Below are 26,457 nucleotides of genomic sequence, written 5' to 3'. Positions count from 1 at the left end.
ATATGATGACATAGTGCATCAAAAATTGACTCAGGAGTACCCCTTGCGAACCACCGTCACCATCGAAGACTCGCTCTATGCGAAGGCCATCGAACTGGCCGATCCAAACATGGACAAGGCGGACCTCTTTCGCGAAGCCATCCAGACGTTTGTCAGGGTTCAGGCGGCCAAGCGGCTCGCCGCACTCGGCGGGCGGGCGCCCGCAATGAAAGACGTGCCTCGCCGGCGCGAAGGGCGTGCAGCCCGTGGTGCCTCCAGCGCGCAATGAGCGTGCTCGTTGACACCTCGGTGTGGGTCGACCACTTTCGGCGCCGCAACGAAAATCTGATGAATTTGATGAGCCTCGACATGGCCTTGATTCACCCCATGGTCCTGCTCGAACTGGCGTGTGGCACCCCACCTGAACCCCGGGCGCAGACCTTGGGAGACCTGGCGCTGCTCAAGACTGCGGAACAGGCAACGCTTGAGGAGGTCACGCAGTTCGCGGAGCGCGAGAAGCTCTACGGCCTGGGATGCGGCCTCGTCGATCTGGCGCTCCTCGCCTCGACACTCGTGACGCCCGGAGCAAGCTTGTGGTCATTCGATCGAAGGCTTGTCGAAGTTGCGCAGCGCTTCGGCGTGGCACACCGGCCGGATCTGAAACACTAAGCCGGCACCAGGTGCCCCACCTTGCGCCCCGCCTCCACGATCTCGCCCCAGGTCGTGCCGTCGATCTCGATGCCTGCCGCCTCGCGCCGTGCACGCGCTTCACGCTCGGGCTCACCCGCAATGCGCACCTTGTCGGCGCCGGGTGCTGGCGGACTCTGACGCAGCCAATCGACAAACGCCAGCGCCTCCGATTCGAATGACGCGCGCGTCCCCAGCTTCGATGGGTCGATCAGGATCGTCAGCATTCCGTTGATGACCGAACGCGCGGAATCGGCAGGCCGGTGCCATGTGCCACTGCCCGTCAGGGCGCCACCCAGCAACTCGCACGCGACCGCCATGCCGTAACCCTTGTGCTCGCCAAAGGCCATCAGCGCGCCGAACAAACCATTGGCCTGCGGAACAACGACAACGCCCGGGTCGGTTGTCGGGCGGCCCTGTTCGTCGATGAGATAACCCGCTTCGACCTGCCGTCCCTCGTTGTGCGCGACGCGCATCTTGCCCTGCGCAACACGGCTGGTTGCAAAGTCGAGCACGAACGGATCGCGGCCTGCCAGCGGCACGCCGATGCAGCACGGATTGGTCCCGTAGCGCCCGTCGCCTCCTGCGAATGGAGCCACCACCGGACGCGACTGCACATTGACGAAGTGAATCGACACCAGCCCGCGCGCAACCGCCATCTCGGCAAAGTGACCAATGCGCCCCAGGTGATGCGCGTTGGCCAGCGCGAGGATGCAGCTGCCGGTGTCCTTGGCGCGGTCCATGCCCAGCTGCATCGCTTCCTCGCCGACGATCTGGCCGTAGCCGCGCTGGCCGTCCAGCGAGATCATGCTGCCTGCGTCGAGCAATACCTTGGCGCTGGCATTCGGGTTGAGGCCGCCTTCCAGCACGGCGTCGATGTAGCGCGGCACCATGCCCACGCCATGCGAATCGTGGCCGCTCAAATTTGCGTACACGAGGTTGTCGGCGACGCGCACGGCTTCGGTGGCGGTGCTGCCAGCCGCTGTCAGCAGCGCGGCTACCTTGGCGCGCAGGTCTGCCGCCTGCAGGGTCTTCGAGGGCTTGGTCATCGGTTGTTCGCTCACATCGTTGCGCCGACTTGCCACGGCACGAATTCGTTCTGGCCGTAGCCATGCTTCTCGCTCTTGGTCGCATCACCCGATGCCGTGGCCAGCACCAGCTCAAAGATGCGCTGACCCATTTCCTGCACCGACATCTTGCCGTCGATGACCTCGCCGCAATTGATGTCCATGTCTTCTTCCTGCCGCTGCCACAGCGCCGAATTGGTCGCGAGCTTGAGCGATGGCGTCGGCGCGCAGCCGTAGGCAGAACCACGGCCGGTGGTAAAGCAGATCACGTTCGCTCCGCCTGCGACTTGCCCCGTTGCGCTCACCGGGTCGTAGCCGGGCGTGTCCATGTACACAAAGCCGTGTTCGGTGACGGGCTCTGCGTATTCGTACACGGCCTGCAGGTTGGTCGTTCCGCCCTTGGCGACTGCACCCAATGACTTTTCAAGGATGGTTGTCAGGCCGCCCGCCTTGTTGCCCGGCGACGGATTGTTGTTCATCTCGCCTTCATTGATCTCGGTGTAGTGCTCCCACCACTTCACCCGGCTCACGAGTTTTTCGCCGACTTCGCGCTTGACGGCGCGGCGCGTGAGCAGATGCTCCGCACCATAAATCTCTGGCGTCTCAGACAGGATGGCCGTGCCGCCGTGCGCCACGAGCAGGTCCACTGCAGCACCCAGCGCAGGGTTCGCGCTGATGCCCGAATAGCCGTCGGAGCCGCCGCACTGCAAACCGATGGTGATGTGCGATGCGCTGCAGGGTTCGCGCTTCACATCGTTGGCCTTGGGCAGCATTTCCTTGACCAGCGCAATGCCGCGCTCCACCGTCTTGCGTGTGCCGCCCGTGTCCTGGATGTTGAACACCTTGAGCGTCTCGCCTTCGCGCAGGCTGGAATGCGCGAGCCAGGCATTGATCTGGTTCGACTCGCACCCCAGGCCCACGACAACGACGCCCCAGAAATTGGCGTGCGTTGCATAGCCCGCGAGCGTTCGCTCCAGGATCTGCATGCCCAGGCCCACGGTGTCCATGCCGCAACCGGTGCCGTGCGTGAGGGCCACGACACCGTCGATTTTCGGAAATGCCGCGAGCACCTCCGGATGGTTCTGCCGCGAGAAGTGATCGGCAATCGCGCGCGCCGCTGTTGCCGAGCAATTCACGCTCGACAGGATGCCGATGTAGTTGCGCGTGGCGACGCGTCCATCGGCGCGCTTGATGCCCATGAAGCTCGCTTCACGCCGCGGCGCATCGGGCTTCACGTCTGCCCCGAAAGCGTAGTCGCGCTCGAAGTTGCCCATCTCCAGGTTGTGCGTGTGCACATGCTCACCGGCAGCAATCGGCTTGCTTGCGAACCCGATGATCTGGTTGTAGCGCCGCACCGGTTCGCCAGCGGCGATGGCGCGCGTCGCGACCTTGTGGCCGGGCGGAATCAATCCCTTGACGACGACGCCCTCTGCGGTTGCGCCGCCCACGAGTTGTGAGCGCGCGATGAGAACGTCGTCGGCGGGATGCAGTCGGATGAAAGGTGTCATGTCATGAAGGTCCGTGGCAGCCACAGAACCAGCCGTGGAAAGTACGTGATGATGATGAGCGATCCGAGCAGCGGCACCAGCCACGGCAGGATGGCGATGGTCGTTCGTTCGACAGATAGTTTGGCGACCCGCGCCAGCACGAACAGCACCAGCCCCATCGGCGGATGCAAGAGGCCGATCATCAGGTTGAGCACCATCACCAGTCCGAAGTGAACCAGGTCAATGCCCAGCTGCTGGCAGATCGGCACGAGGATGGGAACCAGGATGGTGATGGCGGCGGTGGGCTCCAGGAAGCAACCGACAAACAGCATCAGCAGGTTCGCCAGGATCAGGAACACCCAGGCCTCCTTGGTGAAGCCGAGCACCCACGAAGAGATGGCGGCTGTCACGCCAGTCGCCGTGAGCATCCAGCCGAAGATGCTGGCGGCCGCGACGATGAAGAGCACGGTGGCGGTCGTCTCGACGGTGTCCAGGCACACCTTGACGAACATCTTCCAGTTCAGGGTCTTGTACCAGACGAAGCCCAGGATGATGGCCCACAGGCATGCAGCAATTGCGCCTTCGGTCGGCGTGAAGATGCCTGTGGTCATGCCACCAATCAGCAGCACCGGCGTCATGATCGGCAGCACCGCCTGGAACTTGAAGATGCGGTCGGCCACGAACAGGGACGCAATGCCCAGCAGCACCGTGGTGCGCGGGGGAAACTGCAGCTTGGTGATGAGCAGCCACAACACGACAGGCCACCCGATGACGACGGCGGTCTCGAAGATCGCCTTGATGACGCGCGGCCACTCGAACTTCACATCGCCGCCCCAGCCGTTCTTGTGCGCGAAGTACCCGACGGTGAGCATCATCAATCCGGCCATCAGCACGCCCGGCAGGATGCCTGCAAGAAACAGCGCGCCCACGCTCACGTTGGCCATCATCCCGTAGATCACGAACGGCAGGCTAGGCGGAATGATCGGGCCCAGCGTGGCGGATGCTGCGGTTACTCCGACCGCAAATTCCTTGTCGTAACCGTGATCGGTCATCGCCTTGATTTCAATCGTGCCCAGGCCGGCCGCATCGGCAATCGCGGTGCCGCTCATGCCCGCAAACACAACCGAGCCGACGACGTTGACGTGACCCAGACCACCCTTCATCCAGCCCACCAGCGCGAGCGCGTAGTTGTAGATGCGGTTGGTGATGCCGGCGTTGTTCATCAGGTTGCCGGCCAGGATGAAAAAGGGCACGGCCAGCAGCGGAAAGCTGTCGATGCCGCTCACCATGCGGTGGATCACGACAAAGGGCGGCAGGTTGCCCGTGAACAGGATGTAGATGAGCGACGACCCGGCCATGGCAATCGCCACGGGGATGCCGCCGCTCATCAGGAGCAGGAAGATGATCTTGAGCATGCGTATGGACTGGTGTCGTTGACGGGACCTTATCGGTCTTCCATCGTTGTTTCGGGACGCTCCAGCACGCTGTAGCCGCGCCGGTAATGGGTGATGGCGACTTGCACCGAGCGAAACGCCATCGCTGCAAAGCCGAGCAGGCAAACGCCGTACACCCAGTTCATCGGCAGGTCCACCATCGTCATGCGCGAGTTGCTGCCCAGCTTGAGCATCATCATCACGGTGAGCACAGTGGCTGCGACGAAGAACGCGATGCGCATCCCATCGATCAGCGTGGACATGGCACGCGACATGGCCTTGGGCATGAAGCGATAGAAGAAATCCACCTGGATGTGGTTGTTCTTGATGACACCGATGGTCGCGCCGGTGAACACCACGGCGATCAGCAGGTAGCGCGCGATCTCTTCGGTCCACGCGGCGGAATCGTTCATCACATAGCGCGTGAAGAACTGGTAGAAGACCGTCGCGCCCAGGAGCCAGAAGAAGCCGAGCGCGACCCAGGCTTCAAGGGGCGTGCCGGAAAGATCCACCGCTTCATCCTGCGCGTGGAACTCCCCGTCCGCCCCCATCACCTGGGGCATGTCGTCGATAGACGTCGTCACGTGCCGCGCTTATTTGATGGAGATGATGCGGTCCCAGTCCTTCTTGTCCAGTTTCATGGATTCGAAGGTGATGGCCTTGAGCACGCGTTGCTGGAAGTCGGCGCGGTCCACGGTGACCACATTCACGCCCTTCTTCTTGAACTCATCGACCAGCTCGCCTTCGCGCTTGCGGATGTCGTTGGTGGCGTTGACCGCGGCTTCCTGTGTGACGTCCGACAGGATCTTCTGCTCGGCAGGCGTCATCTTGGCCAGCGTGGTCGGCGAGATCACGGTGAGCAGTGCATCGGAGATGTGACCCGTCAGGATGATGTTCTTCTGCACTTCATAGAACTTCTTGGCTTCGATGGTGGGCAGCGGATTTTCCTGCGCATCGACGGTGCCGTTTTGCAGCGCGAGGTACACCTCGGCAAACGCGATCGGCGTCGGGTTGGCACCGCAGGCGCGCGGCAAGGCGGTGTAGGCCGGCGAATCAGGCACCCGCATCTTGATGCCCTTCATCTGGTCGCAGTTGGTGAACAGCTTGTTGCTGGTGGCGTGACGCGCGCCGTAGTAGGTGAGCGCCGTGACGGTGTTGCCGGTGGCCTTCTTGTAGCCTTCGGTCAGTTCCTTGAACACATCGCTCTTGCCGTACTTGATCACGTGATCCGCATCGCGGAAGGTGAACGGGTAGTAGCTCACGGCCAGGCGCGGATACGAGTTGGAGGCAAACGATGCGCCGGTCAGGATGATGTCCACCGTGCCCAGCTGCAGGCCCTGGTTGATGTCGCTTTCCTTGCCCAGGCTGGAGGCCGGGAACACCTGGATTTCGAACTTGCCGTTGGTGCGCTTCTTGAACTCTTCACCGGCCCATACCGACCACTTGTGGTAGGGCTCCGAGGTCTCATAGACGTGCGCCCATTTGAGCTTGGTCTGCGCCTGCGCGAGGCCGAACGGCGCAAGTGCTGCTGCGGCGAATGCGCAGGCTGTGAGCGTGAGTTTGAAAGTCTTCATGTCGTCTCCTGGTTGAATGGTTGTGGCTGGTGGGTGGGGGCTGTGGAAATCAGGAACTGTTGGCGCGTCGCCAGCTGGCGTTGAAGCGGCCGTGGGATTTGTCCATGTGCTGCTGCATCGCGGCGCGGGCGCCGTCGGCGTCGTGCGCCCGGATGGATTCGAGAACGGATTCATGTTCGGTGATGGCCTTGCGCCATGACGGCACCGATTCGAAGTAATCGCCCAGGCGTTCGAACAGCGGGCCGTTGCGCGCATCCCAGAAGGTCTGCACGGTTTCCAGCAACACGACGTTGCCGCAGGCCTGCGCGATGGCGGTGTGGAACGCGCGGTCACCGGCCAGCGGCGCGACACCCTGGTCGGCGTCTTCGGTCATCTGGTCGATGGCGGCGCGAATCGCCTGCACGTCCTTGCGTTTGGCCTGCTGCGCCGCGAGCGAAGCGATCTCGCCTTCGACCACGCGCCGCGCGCGAATCAGCTCCAGCGGCCCCCATTCGGATGCGGGAATTTTTCGGTCGCTTGCATGGGTGCGTCCGCTGCGCTTGAGCACATAGACGCCGGACCCGGTTCGAACCTCGACCCAGCCTTCGACTTCAAGCGCAATCAGCGCCTCGCGCACCGACGGACGACTCACGCCCAGTTGTTTGGCCAGGTCCCTTTCCGCAGGCAAGCGCGAGCCCGGCTCGAACTCGCCGGACTTCATCAGCGCACGCAGCTGCTCGGCGATCTGCCGGTAGAGGCGCTGCGGTTCGACGGTTTGCAGGGGCATGACTGAAATCAGGATCAGGGTCAGGTGTCAGGTGTCAGGTATTTGGCTGTCATTGCGGACTCGATCCGCAATCCATCTTCGATCAGGCGCAGTCGCCGCTTCGCGGTGGATGCCGGATCGAGTCCGGCATGACAGCCCCGGTGGAGAAACTAGGGTTTCCAGTAATTGGTTAAGTGGTCAGACCAATTAATATGCGGTCTGGCCCGGTTCGCCGCATCCGGCAAAACCCCATCCCCACTCCGTCCTTCATTCATCCCCTCCCGCCCGCTCATGACATCTTCCCCCGCACCGCAAGAATTCCAGCCTCCCACCGGCACGCGCCTGCAGGGCAAGACCGTGCTTGTGACCGCCGCCGGGCAGGGCATCGGCCGCGCGTGTGCGCTGGCCATGGCTGCGCAGGGCGCGCAGGTGTGGGCTACCGATGTCAATGAATCGCTGCTCGGTGCCTATCAAGGCGTGGTCGGCGTGAAGGCGCTGCGCCTGGACGTGCTCGACAAGGCCGCCATCACCGCGCTGGTCGCGCAGATGCCGGCCGTCAACGCGGTCTTCAACTGCGCGGGCTACGTGCACAGCGGCACCATCCTGCAGGCCACCGATGACGACTGGAACTTCGCGCTCAACCTCAATGCGCGCTCGCAGTTCTGGACCATACAGGCGGTCTTGCCCCGCATGATCGCAGCGGGCGGCGGCAGCATCATCAACATGGCAAGCGTCTGCAGCAGCATCCGGGGCCTGCCCAACCGCTTCATCTACGGCATGTCCAAGGCGGCTGTGATCGGCCTGACCAAGAGTGTGGCCGCGGACTTCATCGGCCAGGGCATACGGTGCAACGCGATCGCACCGGGCACGGTCGATACGCCATCGCTGCACGACCGCATCAACGCCAACCCCGACCCGGTTGCAGCGCGCGCAGCTTTTGTCGCACGCCAGCCGATGGGCCGTCTTGCGCAGGCGCACGAGATGGCGCCGCTTGTCGTCTTTCTTGCCAGCGATGAATCGGTTTTCGTGACCGGGCAGACCTACGCCGCCGATGGCGGCATGACCATCTAGGGACCAACCAACTCCATGAACCAGCTTGATTTCAACGGTCGCCATGCCGTCATCACCGGCGGTGCCACCGGCCTGGGCTACGCGATTGCGCAGCGGCTGATTGCGTCGGGCGGCAGCGTCACTTTGTGGGATCGCGATGAAGCGGGCGCCGCCAAGGCCGCGTCTGCATTGGGTGCGAAGGCATCATCCGTCGCGGTCAACGTCGCCAGCCACGAGTCGGTGCAGGCAGCCGTCAAGGCCACGCTCGCGCACAGCCCGCGCATCGATGCGCTGGTCAACAGCGCCGGTATCACCGGCCCGAACACCAAGGTGTGGGAATACCCGGTCGATGAATGGCGCCAGGTGATGGAAGTGAACCTCACCGGCTTGTTCCTGTGCTGCCGCGAAGTGGTGCCGGTCATGCGCGAAGCCGGCTATGGCCGCATCGTCAACATCGCCTCGGTCGCAGGCAAGGACGGCAACCCGAACGCCAGCGCGTACAGCGCGAGCAAGGCTGCAGTGATGGCGTTGACCAAATCACTCGGCAAGGAACTGGCCGACACCGGCGTGCGGGTGAACTGCGTGACCCCGGCGGCGGTGAAGACCGCGATCTTCGACCAGATGAGCGAGCAGCACATTGCGTTCATGCTGTCCAAGATTCCGATGGGCCGATTCGGCACACCGGAAGAAGTCGCCTCGCTGGTCGGCTGGCTCTGCACCGAAGAATGCTCGTTCTCAACCGGTGCGGTGTTCGACCTGTCGGGCGGGCGCTCCACTTACTGACCTTACTGACATCATCGAAGCTTTCCCAGAACAACGAAAGGCAATGCAATGAAACTCGTACGTTACGGCAACCCCGGCAAGGAAAAGCCCGGCCTCATCGACGCAGACGGCAAGCTGCGCGACCTCTCGGGTGTCGTGCCCGACATCGGCCCCGCGCAACTCGGCGGCACTGGCATGGCGCGCATCCGCAAGGCCAACCCGGCCAAGCTGCCGCTGGTTCGCGGAACACCGCGCTTTGGCTGCCCCGTTACGGGCGTGGGCAAGTTCGTCGCCATCGGCCTGAACTTCGCAGACCACGCCGAAGAATCCGGCGTGCCTATCCCCAAGGAGCCCGTGGTCTTCATGAAGGCCACCAGCTGCATCCAGGGCCCGAACGACAACGTGATGCTGCCGCGCGGCTCGGTCAAGTCCGATTGGGAAGTGGAGCTCGGCGTGGTCATCGGCACCCGTGCGCGCTACGTCACCAAGAAGGATGCACTGGCCCACGTCGCCGGCTACTGCGTCATCAACGACGTGAGCGAGCGCGAATACCAGCTCGAGCGCGGTCCGCAGTGGGACAAGGGCAAGGGTTGCGACACTTTCGGCCCTATCGGCCCCTGGCTCGTGACGCCCGACGAAATCGACAACGTGCAGCGCCTGGACATGTGGCTGGACCTCAACGGCAAACGCGTGCAGACCGGCAACACCCGCACCATGATTTTTGGCGTCGCCACGCTCGTGAGCTATGTCAGCCAGTTCATGACGCTGATGCCCGGCGACATCATCACCACCGGCACGCCACCGGGCGTGGGCCTGGGCATGAAGCCGCCTTCGTACCTCAAGAAGGGCGACGTGATGACCCTGGGCATCCAGGGGCTGGGCGAACAGCGGCAACTGGTGGTGCCGTTCAAGCTCTGAGGCCGCTTCCGCTTCGCGGTGGATGCCGGGTCAAGCCCGGCATGACAGCCTCTTGGCTGTCATTGCGGACTTGATCCGCAATCCATCGTTGATCAAGCGCCGCGCCCGCTGCCGGGCCATGCCCGCCGCGACAACCGGAAATAGACCCCGGCTTTTATAATCGCGCCTCAACAGGGAAACCGCGATGCAAGACTGGGTCTGGTACCTCGACAAATGGAACATGTTCGGCTGGCTGGTGCTGGTCATCGTGCTCGAACGCCTGTTCCCCGCCCGGCCGGGCAAGATGCTCAATCGCGGCTGGGGTTACGACCTGATCCACATGTACGACCCGTGGATCCGCTCGTTCATCATCGGCGCGGCAGCACTGCTGCTCACCCCCTACCTCAAGGCGCTCCCGTTTGCAGGCGTCATGGCCAGCAAGAGCATCTGGTTCAACTTCCTGGTGCTCATCGTCGTCAGCGAATCGACCTTCTACGCGGTGCACCGCGCCACGCACAAGTACCCGCTCCTGTGGGAATTCCACCGCGTCCACCACAGCTCCAGCACCTACTACTCGCTCATGACCTCGCGCTTTCACGTGCTGGATGCGTGCCTGTTCGCAATTCCCTACGTGCTGGTCGCCGCCTACCTGGGTGTGCGCGGCGAGGCGCTGATGGCCATGTCGGTGTTCCAGGGTTTCTCGGACCGGTACGTCCACGGCAACATCAAGCCGCCACGCTTTACGGGTTACATCTTCTCCAACCCGACCTTCCATTCGTGGCACCACTCCAACCATCCGGAAGCGCGCAACAAGAATTTCTCGCGCGACTTCTCGTTCATGGACTGGCTGTTCGGCACCGCGTACTACCCCGAAGGCAAGATCCCCACCGTGTTCGGCGAGCCGTCGTACCCGGTGAATTACTTCGTGCAACAGGGCCTGCCGTTCTACAACATCTACAAGCGGTTCAAGGGCAAGCCCAAGGCGGCGCCCAAGCATCTGTCGGCGCCGGTTTCCGCGCGCGCAACGCCCGAACTCATCCAGTCGCCGGTAGCTGAGCGGTAGCGTCGAAGGGGCGGGTTAACCCGCAGTTTCCCTAGGAATCACCCTCTAAAACAGGCGCCTCTGGTACGCCTGCGTTCCACGGTTTCATGCAAAATAGAACGACCGTTCGTTTTATTCCTTTGCATCAGGCCCACCACCCATGTCCGTCTCCGATTTGCCCCTCAAGCCCGGCCGCGGCCCCACGCCCGGCCGAGCCCTGCACAAGGGCCAGCAGACCAAGGCGGCCATCGTCGATGCAGCGCTGGGCCTGGCCACCCAGATCGGCCTGGAAGGGCTTTCGATAGGCGCGCTGGCCGAAGTCACGCAGATGAGCAAGTCGGGCGTCTTTGCCCACTTCGGCTCGCGCGAAGAACTGCAGATCTCGGTGGTGCGCGAATACCACGCACGCTTTGAAGAAGAAGTTTTCTATCCGGCCATGCAGGAAGCGCGCGGCCTGCCACGCTTGCGCGCCCTGTTTGCCAACTGGATGAAGCGCACCTCCATCGAAATCGACTCGGGCTGCATCTACATCAGCGGCGCGGTCGAGTTCGACGACCGGACCGGGCCGGTGCGCGACGCGCTGGTCGGCTCGGTCAAGACCTGGCTCGCGGCCATGCACCGGGCCGTCATCTCCGCAAAGGAAGAAGGGCACCTGCGTCCCGATGTCGATGCGGACCAGATGCTGTTCGAAATCCACGGCCTGATCCTCGGGCTTCATTACGAAGCGCGCTTTCTGAAAAACCCCGGCTCGCTCGACAGGGCGAACGCCGGGTTCGACAACATCCTGAGGCTGTACGGCGCGCAAGACTCGCTGCCGGCAAGCCATCCCACACCGTTGAAATCAAGAATCAAGGAGTAACCCCCCATGCCTACCTACACCCCACCGCTGCGCGACATGCAATTCGTGATGCACGAAGTCCTGAACGTCAGCGCCGACTTCCAGGCCATCCCGAAGTACGCCGAAGCCGATGCCGAAACCATCGACGCCGTGCTCGAAGAAGCCGGCAAGTTCGCCAGCGAAGTGACCTTCCCGCTCAACATGTCGGGCGATGAAGAAGGCTGCACATTGAACAAGGAAACCCATGAGGTCACCACGCCCCGGGGTTTCAAGGAGGCGTATCACAAGTACGTCGAGGGTGGATGGCCTGCATTGAGCTGTGATCCAGCCTATGGCGGCCAGGGCCTCCCACTGGTGGTCAACCAGTGCTTCTACGAAATGCTCAACAGCGCCAACCAGGCCTGGACGATGTACCCCGGCCTCACGCACGGCGCGTATGCGGCGCTCAGCACCCACGGCACCGACGAGCAGAAGCAGACTTACCTGCCAAAGATGACGAGCGGCGAATGGACCGGCACGATGTGCCTGACCGAAGCGCATTGCGGCACCGACCTGGGCCTCATGCGCACCAAGGCCGAACCGCAAGCCGACGGCAGCTACCTGATTACCGGCAACAAGATTTTCATCAGCGCGGGTGAACACGACATGACGTCGAACATCATTCACCTGGTGCTTGCGCGACTGGTCGACGCGCCTCCCGGCATCAAGGGCGTGAGCCTGTTCATCGTGCCCAAGTTCATCGTCGAAAAAGACGGCACGCTCGGCGCGCGCAACGCGATCCATTGCGGCGGCCTCGAACACAAGATGGGCATTCACGGCAACGCCACCGCGCAGATCGTGATCGACGGCGCGCGCGGCTACATGGTCGGCCAGCCCAACAAGGGCATGCAGGCGATGTTCGTGATGATGAATGCGGCGCGCCTGGGCGTTGGCAACCAGTCCCTGGGCCTGACCGAAGTCGCGTATCAAAACGCGTTGGCCTACGCCAAGGACCGCATCCAGATGCGATCGCTCTCCGGTGTCAAAGCCAAGGACAAGCCGGCCGATCCGATCATCGTGCACCCTGACGTGCGCAAGATGCTGCTCACGGCCAAGGCCTATGCAGAAGGCGGCCGCGCGCTGGCGATTTATTGCGCAGTGCTGCTGGACAAGGCGCACTACCACCCTGACGAGAAGGTGCGCAAGGACAGCGACGAAATGCTGTCACTGCTCACGCCCATCGTGAAGGCCTTCAGCACCGACAACGGCCACATCGCGACCAACGCGTGCATGCAGGTGTTCGGCGGCCACGGCTTCATCAAGGAATGGGGCATGGAGCAGTTCGTGCGCGACAACCGCATCAACATGATCTATGAAGGCACCAACACGATCCAGTCGCTGGACCTGCTGGGCCGCAAGGTCCTGGGCAACAACGGCGCGACGCTTAAAAAGTTCGGCAAGCTGGTGGGGCAACTGGTCGAAGAAGAGGGCGTGAACGAGAAGATGGCCGAGTTCATCAACCCGATCGCGATGCTGGGCGACCAGATGACCAAGTTCACTACCGAGCTCGGCTTCAAGGGCTTCCAGAATCCGGATGAGGTTGGCGCTGCCGCTGTGGATTACTTGCGGGTTGCGGGGCATCTGGTGCACGGCTACTTCTGGGCCCGCATGGCGCAGGTTGCGCTGCGCGAAATCGCAGCGGGCAACACCGATCCGTTCTATCAGGCGAAGCTGCAGACAGCTCGCTTCTACTTTGCCAAGCTGTTCCCGGAAACCGCGACGCTGATGCGCACGGCCCGTTCGGGCAGCAAGGTGTTGATGGATACGGATCTCGCGCTGGCATGAGCGTCGCAAGCTGTCACATCGGATCTGATGCGTCGATTAATTGGAATCCGATTAATTGGAATCTGACCCCAATTAGTGGATGTCATGCCGGACTTGATCCGGCATCCACCGCGAAGCGGAGACTGCGCTTGATCGAACATGGATTGCGGGTCAAGCCCGCAATGACAGCCGTTCGCTATGCAATGACAACCGCTGTGTTAATGGCGGTGACGAGCGCATTCGCGCAGGTCTCCCCCGTGGGCCTGTGGCGCAACATCGATGACAAGACGGGTGAAGCGAAAGCCGAGCTGCGCATCGTCGAAGACGCCGGTGTCATCAGCGGAAAGATCGTGCGGCGCCTGTCCAAAGACGCGAAGCCTGGCGCCACCTGCACCGAGTGCAAGGACGATCGAAAGGAGCAACCGATCGACGGTCTTGAAATCATTCGCGGTGCCAAGAAGGCCGAGGGAAAGGACGTGTGGGAAGACGGCAAGATCCTCGACCCCGAGAACGGCCGCGAATACAGGCTGCGCCTCACACCGATCGAAGGCGGCAAGCGGCTGGAAGTTCGCGGCTCGATCGGGCCGTTTGGGCGGACGCAGACGTGGGTGCGCGTGAATTGATGACTGACTCCCTCTCCCGCGGGCGGGAGAGGGCGGGGGTGAGGGTGCGTTGAAACGGCCCACGCCCTCACCCTAACCCTCTCCCGCAGGCGGGAGAGGGGATAAGACAAGAGGACAGAGAATGTACAAAGACCACCAGGACCGGGCTCACGCAGAGCCGGTCTCGACCAGTGAAAGGCAACCGACCATGTCACGCTTCCAGGTAAAAAAAGTCGCCGTGCTCGGCGCAGGTGTGATGGGTGCGCAGATCGCCGCGCATCTCGTCAACGTCAAGGTGCCCGTAGTTCTGTTCGACCTTCCAGCCAAAGAGGGCCCGAAAAACGGCATCGTCACCAAAGCCGTAGAAAGCCTGAAGAAACTCAAGCCCTCACCGCTGGGCGTTGCCGAAGACGCAGCGCTCATCATGCAGGCCAACTACGAAGAGCACATGGAGCAGCTGCGCGACTGCGACCTCATCATCGAGGCCATCGCCGAGCGCATGGACTGGAAGCTCGATCTCTACAAAAAGATTGCCCCCTTCATCGCGCCGCACGCCATCGTCGCGTCGAACACCTCGGGGCTGTCGATCACGAAGCTGTCCGAAGCGCTGCCCGAAGAAATCAAGCCGCGCTTTTGCGGCATTCACTTCTTCAATCCGCCCCGGTACATGTACCTGGTCGAACTGATCAACACACCGACGACCAATCCGCAGATCCTGGACGACCTGGAAACTTTCGTCACGAGTGGCCTGGGCAAGGGCGTGGTTCGTGCGAAAGATTCCCCCAACTTCATCGCCAACCGGATCGGCATCGCGGGCATGTTGGCCACGATGAAGGAAGTCGAAAAATTCGGCCTGACCTACGACGTGGTCGATGACCTCACCGGCAAGAAGCTGGGTCGCGCATCGAGCGGCACCTTCCGCACGGCCGACGTGGTGGGCCTGGACACGATGGCGCACGTCGTGAAGACCCTGCAGGACAACCTCGACGAAAAGAGCGATCCTTTCTATCCGAGCTTTGCGACGCCGGAAGTTCTCAAGACGCTGCTGGAGATGGGCAATCTCGGCCAAAAGAGCAAGGCCGGTTTCTACAAGAAGGTCGGGCGCGATGTGATGCGTTTCGACCTGGAGTCCAGGGAGTACGTGGCAGGCGGCGAGAAGGCCGACGAGGTCTATGGCCGCATGCTCAAAAAGCCCGCGGGCGAAAGGCTCAGGCTGCTGCGCAACGCCGAAGGCGCGCAGGGCCAATTCCTCTGGGCGATCCTGCGCAACAGCTTTCATTACGCAGCCGTGCACCTCGCGTCCATCGCCGAGACCGCACGCGATGTGGACTTTGCGATGCGATGGGGCTTCGGCATGAGCCAGGGGCCCTTCGAGCTTTGGCAAGACGCCGGCTGGTTGCAGGTCGCCCAGTGGATCAACGAAGACATCGCAGCGGGCAAGACGCTGTCGAATGCGCCGCTGCCCGAGTGGGTATTCAAGGGTCCGGTCGCAGAGGCAGGTGGTGTGCACACGCCACAAGGCTCGTGGAACCCGACGACGGGTCAGTTCGAGCCGCGCCGTGTGCTGCCGGTGTATTCGCGCCAGCACTTTCCCGAGGCAGTTCTGGGAAGCAACGCACCGAGCTACACAAGCGCAGGCAAGACGCTGCATGAAGATGATGCGATCCGCTTGTGGACGCTCGATGACGAGGTGTTGATCGCCAGCATCAAGACCAAGATGCACGCCATCAGCCCCGAAGTGGCCGAGGGGCTGCAGATGGCGGTCGAGATGGCCGAGAAGGATTACCAGGGCATCGTCATCTGGTCGGGCGACGAGCCGTTCTCGGTGGGCGCGGACCTGCAGGCGATGCTGCCCGCGTTCGTGGCCGTCGGTATCAGCGCGATCGATGAGGCCGAAGGACACCTGCAACACACGATGCTGCGCTTGCGTTATGCGAACGTGCCGGTCATCGCAGCGATTCGCGGCATGGCGCTGGGCGGCGGCTGCGAAATCGCGGTGCATTGCTCGCGCCGTGTGGCGGCGATGGAAAGCTATATCGGGCTGGTTGAAGTCGGCGTGGGTCTGGTGCCTGGCGCGGGTGGTCTTACCTACATCGCCCGCCGCGCGGCCGAGATGCAGGCGCTTTCCACCCACAAGGACCTGCTGCCGTTCCTGACCGAAGGCTTCACCGCAGCTGCGATGGCCAAGGTCGGCACCAGCGCGATCGAGTCGCGCGAGCTGGGCTACCTGTTGGACAGCGACATCATCGTGCCCAACAAGGACGAGTTGCTGTTCGTGGCGATCAATGAGGCCAAGGCGATGTTTGCGGGCGGCTATCGCGCGCCGCTCAAGCGCCAGTTCCCGGTGGCCGGGCGCAGCGGCAAGGCGACGATACAGGGCCAGCTGGTGAACATGCGCGATGGTGGTTTCATCAGCGCGCACGATTTCCATATCGCTTCGCTGATTGCAAATGTGGTCACCGGCGGTGATGTGGATACCGGCACGTTGGTGACCGAGGAATACCTCATGACGCTGGAGCGCCAGGCGTTCTGCGCGCTGCTCGTCAGCGAGAAGACGCAGGAGCGGATCATGGGGATGCTGTCGACGGGCAAGCCGGTGCGCAATTGAGGCCGGTGATGCAAGATCAGACCCTCACCCCAACCCTCTCCCGCATGCGGGAGAGGGGGCAGGACGTGGCAGCGACATCTGCCCGAACATCTGGGGATTCAAGTCCCCTCTCCCGCGAGCGGGAGAGGGCTAGGGTGAGGGCAAGGGCCTTGCGACAGGAGCAAACCGATGCAGAAGCCCTTCTCTGGTCGAAGCTGCGCAACCGCCAATTGCTCGACCTCAAATTCCGCCGCCAGCGCCCGGTCGGCAAGTTCTTCGCCGACTTCGCATGCATCGAGATCGGACTGATCGTCGAACTCGATGGTGGCCAACACGCCCACGGCGACGCACCAACCTATGACGCGGACCGTACCGCCCAACTGACCGCCTCTGGCTTCCAGGTGCTTCGCTTCTGGAATCACGAGGTACTGACTGAAACCGAATCGGTGATGGAGAAGATCTGGCAGATCGCCAGCACCCTCACCCCAACCCTCTCCCGCCTGCGGGAGAGGGAGCAAGACAGGAGCCACGCATGAAACAAATCCAGGACGCCTACATCGTCGCCGCCACCCGCACGCCCATTGGGCGTTCCCATCGCGGGTTCTTTCGCAACACGCGGCCCGACGACCTGCTCGCCACGACCTTGCGCGCAGCGCTGGCGCAAGTACCGGGGCTCGATCCTGCGGCCATTGAAGACGTGATCTGCGGCTGCGCGATCACCGAGGCGCAGCAGGGCCTGAACGTCGCGCGCATAGGCGCGGTGCTGGCGGGTCTGCCCAAGAGTGTGGGCGGCATCACCGTCAATCGCTTTTGCGCATCGGGCCTGTCAGCGGTGCAGATGGCTGCCGACCGCATCCGCGTGGGCGAAGCCGACGTGATGATCGCTGCGGGCACCGAGAGCATGAGCATGGTGCCGATGATGGGCAACTCGCCGTCGCTGTCACCCGCCATCTTTTCCAACCCCGACGACATCGAAAGCTACGGCATTGCGTACGGCATGGGCCTCACTGCAGAGAAGGTGGCGCAGCAGTGGAAGGTCAGCCGCGATGCGCAGGACGAGTTCGCCTACCACTCGCACATGAAGGCGATCGCTGCGATGAAGGCAGGCGAGTTCACCAGCGAGATCACGCCGGTGGAAGTGACCGATCGCAGCGTCGACCTCGACTCCGCAGAGGTCACGCTGGCCACGCGCATGGTGAACCTCGATGAAGGCGCGCGCCCCGACACCACCGTTGAAGGCCTCGCCAAACTCAGGACCGTGTTTGCCGCGCGTGGATCGGTGACCGCAGGCAACAGCTCGCAGACCTCGGACGGCGCAGGTGCATTGATCCTGGCGAGCGAGTCGGCGGTCAAGCGATTCGGCCTGAAGCCGCTCGCCCGATTCGTGAGCTACGCCAGCCGCGGTGTGCCGCCGCACATCATGGGCATAGGGCCCATCGAGGCGATTCCTGCTGCGCTGCGTTACGCCGGCTTGAAGCAGGAGGACATGGACTGGATCGAACTGAACGAAGCGTTCGCCGCGCAGTCGCTGGCCGTGATAAACACGCTGGGCCTGGACGCCAGCAAGGTCAACCCGATGGGCGGCGCGATCGCGCTGGGCCATCCGCTGGGTGCCACCGGCGCTATCCGCTCCGCGACAGTGATTCACGCGCTGCAACGCAAGAATCTGAAGTACGGCATGGTGACGATGTGCGTGGGGATGGGGCAGGGCGCGGCCGGGATTTTCGAGCGGGTTTGATGAATTGCCCCTCACCCTCACCCTAACCCTCTCCCGCTCGCGGGAGAGGGAACAAAAAGAAGGAGAGATCAACGTGCAAGCTGAGACACTGATCGCATGAGCGACCACCCGCTAGACGCCGCCATCGCGCTTTCGCCGCAGGGCGAACACACGTCGCGCGGCCGCACCAGCGCGGCCTACGCCAACATGATCGGACCGTTTGGCGGCATCACCGCTGCGCAGGCGCTCAACGCAGTCCTGCAGCATCCTGAACTGCTAGGCGAACCCATCGCACTCACAGTCAACTTCGCCGCCGCACTGGCCGACGGCGAGTTTGAAGTCACGGCGCGACCGGCACGCACGAACAGGTCCACGCAGCACTGGATCATCGAGATGCGGCAAGGCGGCGCAACGGTGCTCACAGCCACCGCAGTGACGGCGGTCCGTCGCGAGACATGGAGCCCGCCCGATCCGCCCATGCCCGAGGTCGCGCGTCCGCACGACGTCCCCTTGCCCTTGAGCAGGAGCGGCGTGGAGTGGGTCAACCGTTACGAGACGCGCTTCCTGGAAGGCGGTCTTCCATCGACCTGGGACGGCTCGGACCTCGGCCACAGCCGCACGCGCGTGTGGATGCGCGACAGTCCGCCGCGCGTCCTGGACTTTGCGTCGCTCACTGGCATCGCGGACGTGTTTTTTCCGCGCATCTGGCTGCGACGATCGTTGTTTGTCCCCGTCGGCACCGTCTCGATGACGGTGTACTTCCATGCGAGCGCCGCAGAGCTGCAAGCCATCGGTGAAGGCTTCCTGTTCGGCCAGGCCGAGGGCCAGGGATTCCACAACGGCTACCTCGACCAGAAGGCGCAACTGTGGAGCGAGGCGGGCCAGCTCGTCGCAACCTCCCACCAGATCATGTACTTCAAGGAGTAGCCATGGACACCTCGCCCGGCAGCTCAGGCAGGAATCCGGTCGCGCTCATCGTGGGCGCGGGTGATGCAACCGGCGGTGCCATCGCGCGCCGCTTCGCCAAGGGCGGCTACACCGTGTGCGCGACGCGCCGCAACCTCGACAAGCTGCAGCCGGTCCTCGCGCGGATCGAGGCGGAGGGCGGCAAGGCGCACGGCTTTTCTTCGGATGCGCGCAAGGAAGAAGAGGTGGTGCAACTCGTCGACGAGATTGAAGCGACCATCGGCCCGATCGAAGTGATGGTGTTCAACATCGGTGCCAATGTGCCCTGCAGCATCCTCGATGAAACGGCGCGCAAGTATTTCAAGATCTGGGAAATGGCGTGCCTGGGGGGCTTTCTCAACGGGCGCGAAGTTGCCCGGCGGATGGTTGCGCGCGAGCACGGCACCATCATCTTCACCGGCGCGACCGCATCCTTGCGCGGCGCCGCCAACTTCGCCGCTTTCGCGGGTGCCAAGCACGCGCTGCGCGCACTCGCGCAGAGCATGGCCAGGGAGCTCGGTCCGCGCGGCATCCACGTTGCGCACACCATCATCGATGGCGCGATCGATACCGAGTTCATCCGCGAGAATTTTCCGCAGCGCTATGCATTGAAGGGCGAGGATGGCATCGTCAACCCGGATCACATCGCCGACCTGTACTGGATGCTCCACACGCAGCCGCGCGATGCGTGGACGCACGAGCTGGACCTCAGACCCTGGATGGAGAAATTCTGATGACTGCAGCGAACAAGACCGTCGAATTCTTCTTCGATGTGGGCAGCCCCGCCGCCTACATTGCGTGGACTCAGCTGCCCCACATCTGCAGCCAGGCCGCAGGGCAGATCGATTTCAAGCCGATGCTGCTGGGCGGGGTGTTCCAGGCCACGGGTAACCACTCGCCCACCACCGTGCCTGCCAAGGGCGCGTACATGATGGACGACCTCGCGCGCTACGCAAAGCGATACGGCGTGGGCTTCCGGCACAACCCGCACTTCCCGATCAACACACTCACCTTGATGCGCGCCATCACCGGCGTGCAACAGCACGAGAGCGCGCGCTTTGCCGAACTCACCGATGCGATCTACAAGGCGATCTGGGTCGATGGCAAGGACATGAACGATCCGGCTGTTGTCGGCGCGGTGCTGCAAGACGCCGGCTTCGATCCGCAGGCGCTGCTTGCGCTGGCGTCGGACCCGCAGGTGAAAGAGCGCCTGAAGACCGTCACGCAGGAAGCTGTCTCGCGCGGCGTGTTCGGCGCACCCACATTCTTCGTCGATGGCCGCATGTACTGGGGCCAGGACCGTCTCGATTTCGTCAAGGAACAACTGGAAGGCCATTCATGAGCGACATCCTCACCCACGCCGAAGCCGGCGTGATGACCATCACCCTCAACCGCCTGGAGCGCAAGAACTCGATCACCGCCGACATGTACGGCGCGATGGCCGATGCGCTGGCGACAGCGCAGGACGATGCGGCGATTCGCGTCGTCGTGTTCCAGGGGCACGAGACGGTGTTCAGCGCAGGCAACGACATCGGCGACTTCCTGGACAAACCCCCGGCCGGCATGAACTCGCCCGTCTTCCGGTTCCTGCACGGCATCGCGACATTCACCAAGCCGCTTGTGGCTGCAGTGTGCGGTCCGGCCGTCGGTGTGGGCACGACCATGTTGTTTCACTGCGACCTGGTTTATGCCGGTGACAACGCAGCGTTCTCGATGCCGTTCGTGAACCTGGGCCTGTGCCCCGAAGCCGCTTCCAGCCTGCTCGTGCCGCAGATGCTCGGCTATCACCGCGCTGCAGAGGCGTTGCTGCTGGGCGAGCCGTTCATGGCCGAGGCCGCGCTCGAAGTCGGCCTCGTCAATCGCGTGGTGCCGCCCACCGAGGCGAACTCGGTTGCGCAAGGCGTGGCCCGCAAGCTGGCTGCCAAGCCCCTGAGCTCGCTGGTGGAAACCAAGCGCCTGATGAAGAAGGGCCAGCAGCAACTGGTGCTGCAGCAGATGGCCGATGAAGGCCAGAGCTTCGGTCGCATGCTCGGCGAGCCCGCGGCGAAGGAAGCGTTCGGCGCCTTCATGGAAAAGCGAAAGCCCGATTTCTCAAGAGTCTGAGTCGGCTTGTCAATAGCCAAAGTGCCGCAGGTCAAACTACGGCTGAGTACAGCACAATAGCCGCTCCCCAAAGGTACGAAGCAGTTCCCGCCGAAGTGCCAAGAACAAACGAGGAGCAGACGTTGCCGCAGCACGAAATGTTGATTTCCCACCGCGAACTGCTGGTGGAAGGCCTCAGGAAAATCTTCGGAGACTTCAACCAGGAGATGCTCGATCGAGTGTTGCCGCGGTTCGAGTGGATCGAGCTGTCGGGCGGGCAGGTGCTGTTCCGGCAAGGCGAGCGGGACGAGAGCCTGTATTTCGTGATCAGCGGGCGCTTGCGTGCGGTTCAAGCTGGCGAAGAGGGCGAGCGCACCGTGCTGGGCGAGATAGCCAAGGGCGAGACGGTGGGCGAACTGGCCTTCTTCACCGGGGAGCCCCGCATCGCAACGATCGTGGCCGTGCGCGAGACCCTGCTGGCGCGCGTGAGCAGCGATGTTTTCAGGGAGCTGCTGCTCGCTTACCCGCTGGTCTCGCTGAACCTCACGCGGCTGGTGATCGACCGCATGAAGCGCAGCGGGGTCCACAAGAGCGGCCCCAAGCCGGTGACGCTCGGCCTCATTGCGGCGACGCCGGACATCGACGTGCGCGAAGCCGCCGACCGCCTTGCGCAGTGCCTGGGCGAGACCGGCGCGACGCAGATCGTCACGTCGACGCAGCTGGACCAGTGGCTGGGACAGCCCGGGGCGTCACAGACGCCGCGCGACGACATCGACGGCTCGGCGCGCCTGGTGCAGAAACTGGAACAGGTGGAGATCGATAACAAGTACGTGCTCTTCGTGGCCGATGACGGCCCGACGGAGTGGACGCGGCGGTGCCTGCGGCATTGCGACAAGGTGCTGCTGCTGGCGGACGCGACGCGCGACCCGGCGCCAGGCGCGATCGAAACCGAGTGCCTGTCCAGCGTATCGCCCGACCAGCAGCCGGCCTGCGTGCTGGTGCTGTTTCACCCGCCGGGCACGCGCGCGCCCAGCGGCACTGCGCGCTGGCTCGCGCCGCGCAAGGCAACCAGTCATTTCCACCTGCGCAGGGACCAGCCCAGGGACTGGGCGCGGCTGGCGCGCGTCGTGAGCGGCACTTCCACAGGCCTGGTGCTGTCCGGCGGGGGCGCGCGCGGGTTCGCCCATCTGGGCGTGATGAAGGCGCTGGACGAGGCCGGCATCGGCTACGACCTGGCCGGAGGGACCAGCATCGGTTCGGCGATGGCCGTCTTCGGCGCGATGGACGTGCCCATCGACGAGGCGATCGAGCGCGCCAGAGCGGTCTTTCGCACCAATCCAACGGGGGACTACAACGTGCTTCCCGTGGTGTCGCTGATCGGGGGCAAGCGCCTGCGCCGTGCGATCGATGATGGCGTGCACTCCATCATGGGCGAGGGCTGCGGCATCGAGGACCTCTGGAAGGGCTACTTCTGCGTCAGCAGCAACTATTCGGCGGCGCGCGAGGCGGTGCTGACACGCGGCCCCCTGGCCAAGAGCATCCGCGCGTCGGTGGCGATCCCCGGCGCACTGCCGCCGGTGATTCTGGACGGCGAGCTCCACATCGATGGCGGCACCTTCAACAATTTCCCGACCGATGTCATGGCCCGGATGGGGGCTGCCCGCATCATCGGCGTGAACCTGCTGCGCGACGCCGGGCGAAAGTACAGCATGGACGAACTGCCCGGTGGCTGGCAACTCGCGGTGGACAAGCTTCGCGGCAAGCGCCACCGCCTGCCCGGCCTGATCCCCCTGCTGCTCAACGCCAGCATCATGAACAGCTATGCCCGCCAGGCTGAATCGCGGCGCCTGGTTGACCTGTACTTCTCGCCGGGCGTGTACGGGTTCGGCATGCTCGACTGGAGCAAGTTCGACCGCATCGTCAAGGCGGGGTACGCCTATGCGCGCGGCCAGCTCGATGGGGACAAGCTGGGCGAGATCACCGGTGCGCAATCCGGCCCGGTTCTCGGCGGAGCACCCGCCACTGCCTAGCTTGCGAGCACAATGGGTTTTCATTCCAGGAGCCCATCCATGTCCAGCACCAAGCTGATCGCGATCATCCTCATCGCAGCGGGCGCGCTCGCACTTGTCTACGGCGGGTTCAGCTACACCAAGGAAACCACCGCCGTGAAGCTCGGACCGATCGAGCTTTCCGTCAAGGAAAAAGAGACCGTCAACATTCCCTTGTGGGCGGGCATCGTCTCCATCGTCGCGGGTGCGGCGCTGCTGGTGCTGGGCACGAAGAAGGGCTGAGCTGTTCCCGGCTGTCATTGCGGACTTGATCCGCAATCCATGTCTTCAACGAGTCAGATCGGGCTAGCGCGGCGCGACCGGGCCGTCCGGCTCGGCAATGATGCGCTGGCTGTCTCGCGATGCGGGGACCACCTGCGTCAAGCCGGAAGAGGGCGACGGAATCGTCTGGATGGGCTGCGGCGATGAGTAGCTCGGTGGAACCGGCCTCTCAACCGGGCGCGTCTCTGCCGGGCGTGTGTCGATGGGCTGCGACGGCTGCAGCGGCGGCACGACAACCACCTGTGCAGGTCGCTCGACACGGGCCGTGCCGTCAGGCGGGGTGAAGCGACGGTAGTCGCCGGAAGGCGGTGCATCGCCCGGACGCGGAAAGCTGCGCTGGTCCCTCGGGTCGCGCTGGATCTCGCGCTGCTGGTACTCACCTCGCGGCTGGTACTCACCGCGCTGCGGATAGTCGCGAGCTTCGCGCGGCGCGTTGCTGTACTCGCGGATCACATATTCGCGCGGCTCCGCGACAGGCACGCGCTGCGACGGCTGGATCAGCTCACCTTGCCCCTGCGACAGCGGCGGCACCACGACGACCGTCGATTCGCCAGACTCTCTCGCGGGTTGCTGAACCGGCACCGAATCAACCGTGATGGTCGGCTGCTCCACCGGTGCCTGGAACACGCTGTTCAGCCAGTCGTTCATCCGGTCCAGCACGTTGGTTTCCTTGGGTGCTGCGAACACCGCCTTCGTGTCCACGATCTTCGCCTTCATCGACTGCTGCACAAAATCACCCACGATATTGAGCGCGTTGCGCGAGCCCTGTCCCCATTCGTCGCCCATCGTGATGCGGTTGTCGTTGAACCCGACCCATGCGCCCGACACAATGTTCGGGTGCATCAGGATGAACCAGCCGTCGGTGTTGTCCTGGGTGGTGCCGGTCTTGCCCGCCACGTCCCCCTGTATGCCGAAGCGCGCGCGGATACCGATGCCCGTGCCCTTGTCGATGGCGCTGCGCAAGACATCCAGCAGCGTCTGCGCCGCGGCGGTCGCCAGGCCCTGTTGCGCCCCCTTGGGGTTGAAGGCTTCGATGACGTTGTTGTCGCGATCGCCGACGCTCACCACCAGGAACGGTTCCACATACTGGCCGTTGTTGGCGATCGTGCTGTAGGCGCTGACCATTTCCTTGAGCGTCACGGGGCTGGTGCCCAGCGCCAGCGATGGAACCACATCGAGCTTGCTCTCGCGCACACCCATGTCGTAGGCCACCTTGGCGACCCGGGACGGCCCGACCTGTTGCATGACCTGGGCGGTGATGGTGTTCTTGGACTGCGCCAGGCCGTCGCGAACGGTCATCGGCGCGTTGGTCGAGCCGTGCATGTCGGTGGGCTTCCAGACCGTGCGCGCGTCGATGCGTATTTCGACCGGGCCATCCATGAATGTCTGCTGCGAGCTCATGCCCTGCTCGAATGCCGCGCCGTACACGAACGGCTTGAAGGTGGAGCCGGGCTGGCGCCGGGCCTGCTGGACATGGTCGAACTGGTCCTTGCGAAAGTCGCGGCTGCCGACCCATGCGCGGATCTGGCCGCTGCTGGGGTCCATCGCCAGGAAGGCGGATTGCAGGGTGGTCTTGGACGTCCAGAGTGCCTTCATCACCTCGGCATCGCCCTGCACGCGCTTGAGTGCTTCGGCATCGGCGAGCCCCGCTTCGCGGGCTTCACGGTACTGCGCGCTTTCGCGTGTGAAGGTGTCGAGCAACTGCTTGTTCGCGCCCATGCGCTTGCCCCAGGCGTTGTCCGCAAAAACCTGCAGCTTGTCCGACTGGCGTGTGACGGCCTCGGTGGCCAGTTGCTGCAAGCGTGAGTCGATGGTCGTGCGCACGACCAGCCCGTCGGCGTAGATGTTGTAGCCCTTCTCGTCAGCCCATGAGATCAGCCAGCGGCGCAGCTGCTGCGTGAGGTGAGGCGCCAGGCCCAGGTCCTCGTTCTGGCGCTCGAAGTTCAGGCCCAGCGGTCGCGCCTTGAGCGTGTCGAACTCGGCCTGCTTGATCTTGTCGAACTTCACGAGCTGCTGCATCACCGTGTTGCGGCGTGCGACCGCGCGCTCGGGGTTGAGCACCGGGTTGTAGTAGCTCGTGCCCTTGAGCATGCCGATCAGCGTCGCGCCTTCCAGCACGTCGAGCTGCCTGGCCGGCTTGTCGAAATACGTCTGCGCCGCCATCTCGATGCCATACGCGTTGTAGAGGAAGGGCACCGTGTTCAGGTACATCTCCAGGATCTCGTCCTTGGAGTAGATGCGTTCGATCTTCAGCGCTGTGATCGCTTCCTTGACCTTGCGGGTCACGGTCTGGGAGCGGCCAATGTCCTCGGGAAACATGTTGCGCGCGAGCTGCTGCGTGATGGTCGAGCCGCCCTGCACCGAGCCGGTCATGGTCTGGTAGACAGCCGATGCGGTGCGGCGCAGGTCAAGTCCGCCATGCTTGTAGAAGCGATGGTCTTCGGTGGCCAGCAGTGCGTTGACGACGGTTGGCGAAATGGCATCGAGCTTGACCCATTCGCGGTTGATGCGCTTGAACTGCGCGAGCTCCTTGCCGTCGGCGCTCAGCACGACGGTGGGCTTGTCGGCGCGAACCTTCTTGATGTCGGCGATGCTGGGCGTGAACGGGATCAGCACCAGGATGTAGGCCGCGACCGCTGTGGCGAAGAATGCCGGCACGATGACCAGCAGCCATGCGGGGCGGCGCCGGAGCTTGCCGTAGAGCGCCAGTACAAGCGCTTGAAGTCGCGCCCAGACGTTGAGGAAAAATGTTTTCATGGTGCGCCTGACAATTTAGGCGGCGCACCGGTTCAGGGGTGTAGGACGCGAGCGCGACAGTAACGGGTGGATT

At 63.5% G+C, this 26,457-nt stretch carries 25 protein-coding genes; 18 read left to right on the top strand and 7 right to left on the bottom strand.

The window, feature by feature from the left end:
• Nucleotides 1-43 precede the first annotated feature (43 nt).
• Entirely contained in the window at nt 44-268 is a 225-nt protein-coding gene (locus AQ12_RS01930; RefSeq protein ID WP_048438176.1) for a type II toxin-antitoxin system VapB family antitoxin, read from the top strand.
• On the top strand, nt 265-648 hold the full coding sequence (locus AQ12_RS01925; protein ID WP_048438175.1) for a type II toxin-antitoxin system VapC family toxin: 384 nt from the start codon (nt 265-267) through the stop codon (nt 646-648). Before AQ12_RS01930 ends, AQ12_RS01925 begins: the two co-directional genes overlap by 4 nt.
• On the opposite strand, the gene AQ12_RS01920 is transcribed toward AQ12_RS01925, so the two are convergent.
• Genes AQ12_RS01920 through AQ12_RS01895 form a run of 6 tightly spaced genes read right to left on the bottom strand, consistent with a single transcriptional unit; the run spans nt 645 to nt 6,993 of the window.
• Nucleotides 645-1,715, bottom strand: a complete 1,071-nt coding sequence (locus AQ12_RS01920; RefSeq protein WP_048438248.1) for a malate/lactate/ureidoglycolate dehydrogenase — start codon at nt 1,713-1,715, stop codon at nt 645-647. The two genes, AQ12_RS01925 and AQ12_RS01920, sit on opposite strands and share 4 nt — an antisense overlap.
• An 11-nt stretch (nt 1,716-1,726) precedes the next feature.
• A complete protein-coding gene (locus AQ12_RS01915; RefSeq protein ID WP_048438174.1) occupies nt 1,727-3,241 on the bottom strand; it encodes a UxaA family hydrolase in 1,515 nt (504 codons plus the stop codon).
• Nucleotides 3,238-4,635, bottom strand: coding sequence for a TRAP transporter large permease (locus AQ12_RS01910; protein WP_048438173.1), 1,398 nt, complete (start codon nt 4,633-4,635; stop codon nt 3,238-3,240). Before AQ12_RS01910 ends, AQ12_RS01915 begins: the two co-directional genes overlap by 4 nt.
• Before the next feature lie 29 nt (nt 4,636-4,664).
• On the bottom strand, nt 4,665-5,216 hold the full coding sequence (locus AQ12_RS01905) for a TRAP transporter small permease (protein ID WP_048438172.1): 552 nt from the start codon (nt 5,214-5,216) through the stop codon (nt 4,665-4,667).
• 30 nt (nt 5,217-5,246) lie between these two features.
• Nucleotides 5,247-6,227, bottom strand: a complete 981-nt coding sequence (locus AQ12_RS01900; protein WP_048438171.1) for a sialic acid TRAP transporter substrate-binding protein SiaP — start codon at nt 6,225-6,227, stop codon at nt 5,247-5,249.
• Nucleotides 6,228-6,276: 49 nt separating this feature from the next.
• Entirely contained in the window at nt 6,277-6,993 is a 717-nt protein-coding gene (locus AQ12_RS01895) for a FadR/GntR family transcriptional regulator (RefSeq protein ID WP_048438170.1), read from the bottom strand.
• A 270-nt stretch (nt 6,994-7,263) separates the two neighbouring features.
• On the opposite strand from AQ12_RS01895, the gene AQ12_RS01890 reads away from it, so the two are divergent.
• The 16 genes from AQ12_RS01890 (at nt 7,264) to AQ12_RS01815 (ending at nt 23,588) form a co-directional block, all read left to right on the top strand.
• Complete coding sequence (locus tag AQ12_RS01890) at nt 7,264-8,043, top strand: SDR family oxidoreductase (protein WP_048438169.1); 780 nt, start codon at nt 7,264-7,266, stop codon at nt 8,041-8,043.
• A gap of 15 nt (nt 8,044-8,058) precedes the next feature.
• A complete protein-coding gene (locus AQ12_RS01885) occupies nt 8,059-8,805 on the top strand; it encodes an SDR family NAD(P)-dependent oxidoreductase (protein WP_048438168.1) in 747 nt (248 codons plus the stop codon).
• 48 nt (nt 8,806-8,853) lie between these two features.
• A complete protein-coding gene (locus tag AQ12_RS01880) occupies nt 8,854-9,702 on the top strand; it encodes a fumarylacetoacetate hydrolase family protein (RefSeq protein ID WP_048438167.1) in 849 nt (282 codons plus the stop codon).
• Between the two features lie 184 nt (nt 9,703-9,886).
• Nucleotides 9,887-10,744, top strand: coding sequence for a sterol desaturase family protein (locus AQ12_RS01875; RefSeq protein ID WP_048438166.1), 858 nt, complete (start codon nt 9,887-9,889; stop codon nt 10,742-10,744).
• 139 nt (nt 10,745-10,883) lie between these two features.
• Nucleotides 10,884-11,582 (top strand): TetR/AcrR family transcriptional regulator, encoded by a 699-nt coding sequence (locus AQ12_RS01870; RefSeq protein WP_048438165.1) that lies wholly within the window; start codon nt 10,884-10,886, stop codon nt 11,580-11,582.
• A 6-nt stretch (nt 11,583-11,588) separates the two neighbouring features.
• Nucleotides 11,589-13,385, top strand: a complete 1,797-nt coding sequence (locus tag AQ12_RS01865; protein ID WP_048438164.1) for an acyl-CoA dehydrogenase C-terminal domain-containing protein — start codon at nt 11,589-11,591, stop codon at nt 13,383-13,385.
• Between the two features lie 161 nt (nt 13,386-13,546).
• A complete protein-coding gene (locus AQ12_RS01860) occupies nt 13,547-13,987 on the top strand; it encodes a DUF2147 domain-containing protein (protein WP_048438163.1) in 441 nt (146 codons plus the stop codon).
• Nucleotides 13,988-14,174: 187 nt separating this feature from the next.
• Entirely contained in the window at nt 14,175-16,574 is a 2,400-nt protein-coding gene (locus AQ12_RS01855) for a 3-hydroxyacyl-CoA dehydrogenase/enoyl-CoA hydratase family protein (RefSeq protein ID WP_048438162.1), read from the top strand.
• Between the two features lie 149 nt (nt 16,575-16,723).
• Nucleotides 16,724-17,089, top strand: a complete 366-nt coding sequence (locus AQ12_RS01850; RefSeq protein WP_238587623.1) for an endonuclease domain-containing protein — start codon at nt 16,724-16,726, stop codon at nt 17,087-17,089.
• Nucleotides 17,086-18,291 carry an acetyl-CoA C-acyltransferase gene (locus AQ12_RS01845; RefSeq protein WP_048438161.1) on the top strand — a complete coding sequence of 402 codons (1,206 nt, stop codon included), beginning with the start codon at nt 17,086-17,088 and terminating at the stop codon, nt 18,289-18,291. Before AQ12_RS01850 ends, AQ12_RS01845 begins: the two co-directional genes overlap by 4 nt.
• Before the next feature lie 96 nt (nt 18,292-18,387).
• The gene (locus AQ12_RS01840) at nt 18,388-19,197 is read left to right on the top strand and encodes an acyl-CoA thioesterase II (protein WP_048438160.1); all 810 of its coding nucleotides are present in this window, start codon (nt 18,388-18,390) and stop codon (nt 19,195-19,197) included.
• Between the two features lie 2 nt (nt 19,198-19,199).
• Nucleotides 19,200-19,949 (top strand): SDR family oxidoreductase, encoded by a 750-nt coding sequence (locus AQ12_RS01835; protein ID WP_048438159.1) that lies wholly within the window; start codon nt 19,200-19,202, stop codon nt 19,947-19,949.
• Nucleotides 19,949-20,557 carry a 2-hydroxychromene-2-carboxylate isomerase gene (locus AQ12_RS01830; protein ID WP_048438158.1) on the top strand — a complete coding sequence of 203 codons (609 nt, stop codon included), beginning with the start codon at nt 19,949-19,951 and terminating at the stop codon, nt 20,555-20,557. The genes AQ12_RS01835 and AQ12_RS01830 overlap by 1 nt, the downstream gene beginning before the upstream one ends.
• Nucleotides 20,554-21,318, top strand: a complete 765-nt coding sequence (locus tag AQ12_RS01825) for an enoyl-CoA hydratase (RefSeq protein WP_048438157.1) — start codon at nt 20,554-20,556, stop codon at nt 21,316-21,318. The genes AQ12_RS01830 and AQ12_RS01825 overlap by 4 nt, the downstream gene beginning before the upstream one ends.
• A gap of 137 nt (nt 21,319-21,455) precedes the next feature.
• Nucleotides 21,456-23,327 carry a patatin-like phospholipase family protein gene (locus AQ12_RS01820; protein ID WP_048438156.1) on the top strand — a complete coding sequence of 624 codons (1,872 nt, stop codon included), beginning with the start codon at nt 21,456-21,458 and terminating at the stop codon, nt 23,325-23,327.
• Between the two features lie 39 nt (nt 23,328-23,366).
• Nucleotides 23,367-23,588, top strand: a complete 222-nt coding sequence (locus AQ12_RS01815; RefSeq protein WP_048438155.1) for a hypothetical protein — start codon at nt 23,367-23,369, stop codon at nt 23,586-23,588.
• A gap of 63 nt (nt 23,589-23,651) precedes the next feature.
• On the opposite strand, the gene AQ12_RS01810 is transcribed toward AQ12_RS01815, so the two are convergent.
• Nucleotides 23,652-26,384 carry a penicillin-binding protein 1A gene (locus tag AQ12_RS01810; protein WP_053076511.1) on the bottom strand — a complete coding sequence of 911 codons (2,733 nt, stop codon included), beginning with the start codon at nt 26,382-26,384 and terminating at the stop codon, nt 23,652-23,654.
• Between the last annotated feature and the right edge of the window lie 73 nt (nt 26,385-26,457).

It is taken from the genome of Caenimonas sp. SL110 (genome assembly GCF_001044395.1).
Lineage (GTDB): Bacteria > Pseudomonadota > Gammaproteobacteria > Burkholderiales > Burkholderiaceae_C > Ramlibacter.
This window is presented reverse-complemented; position numbering and strand designations above follow the sequence as displayed.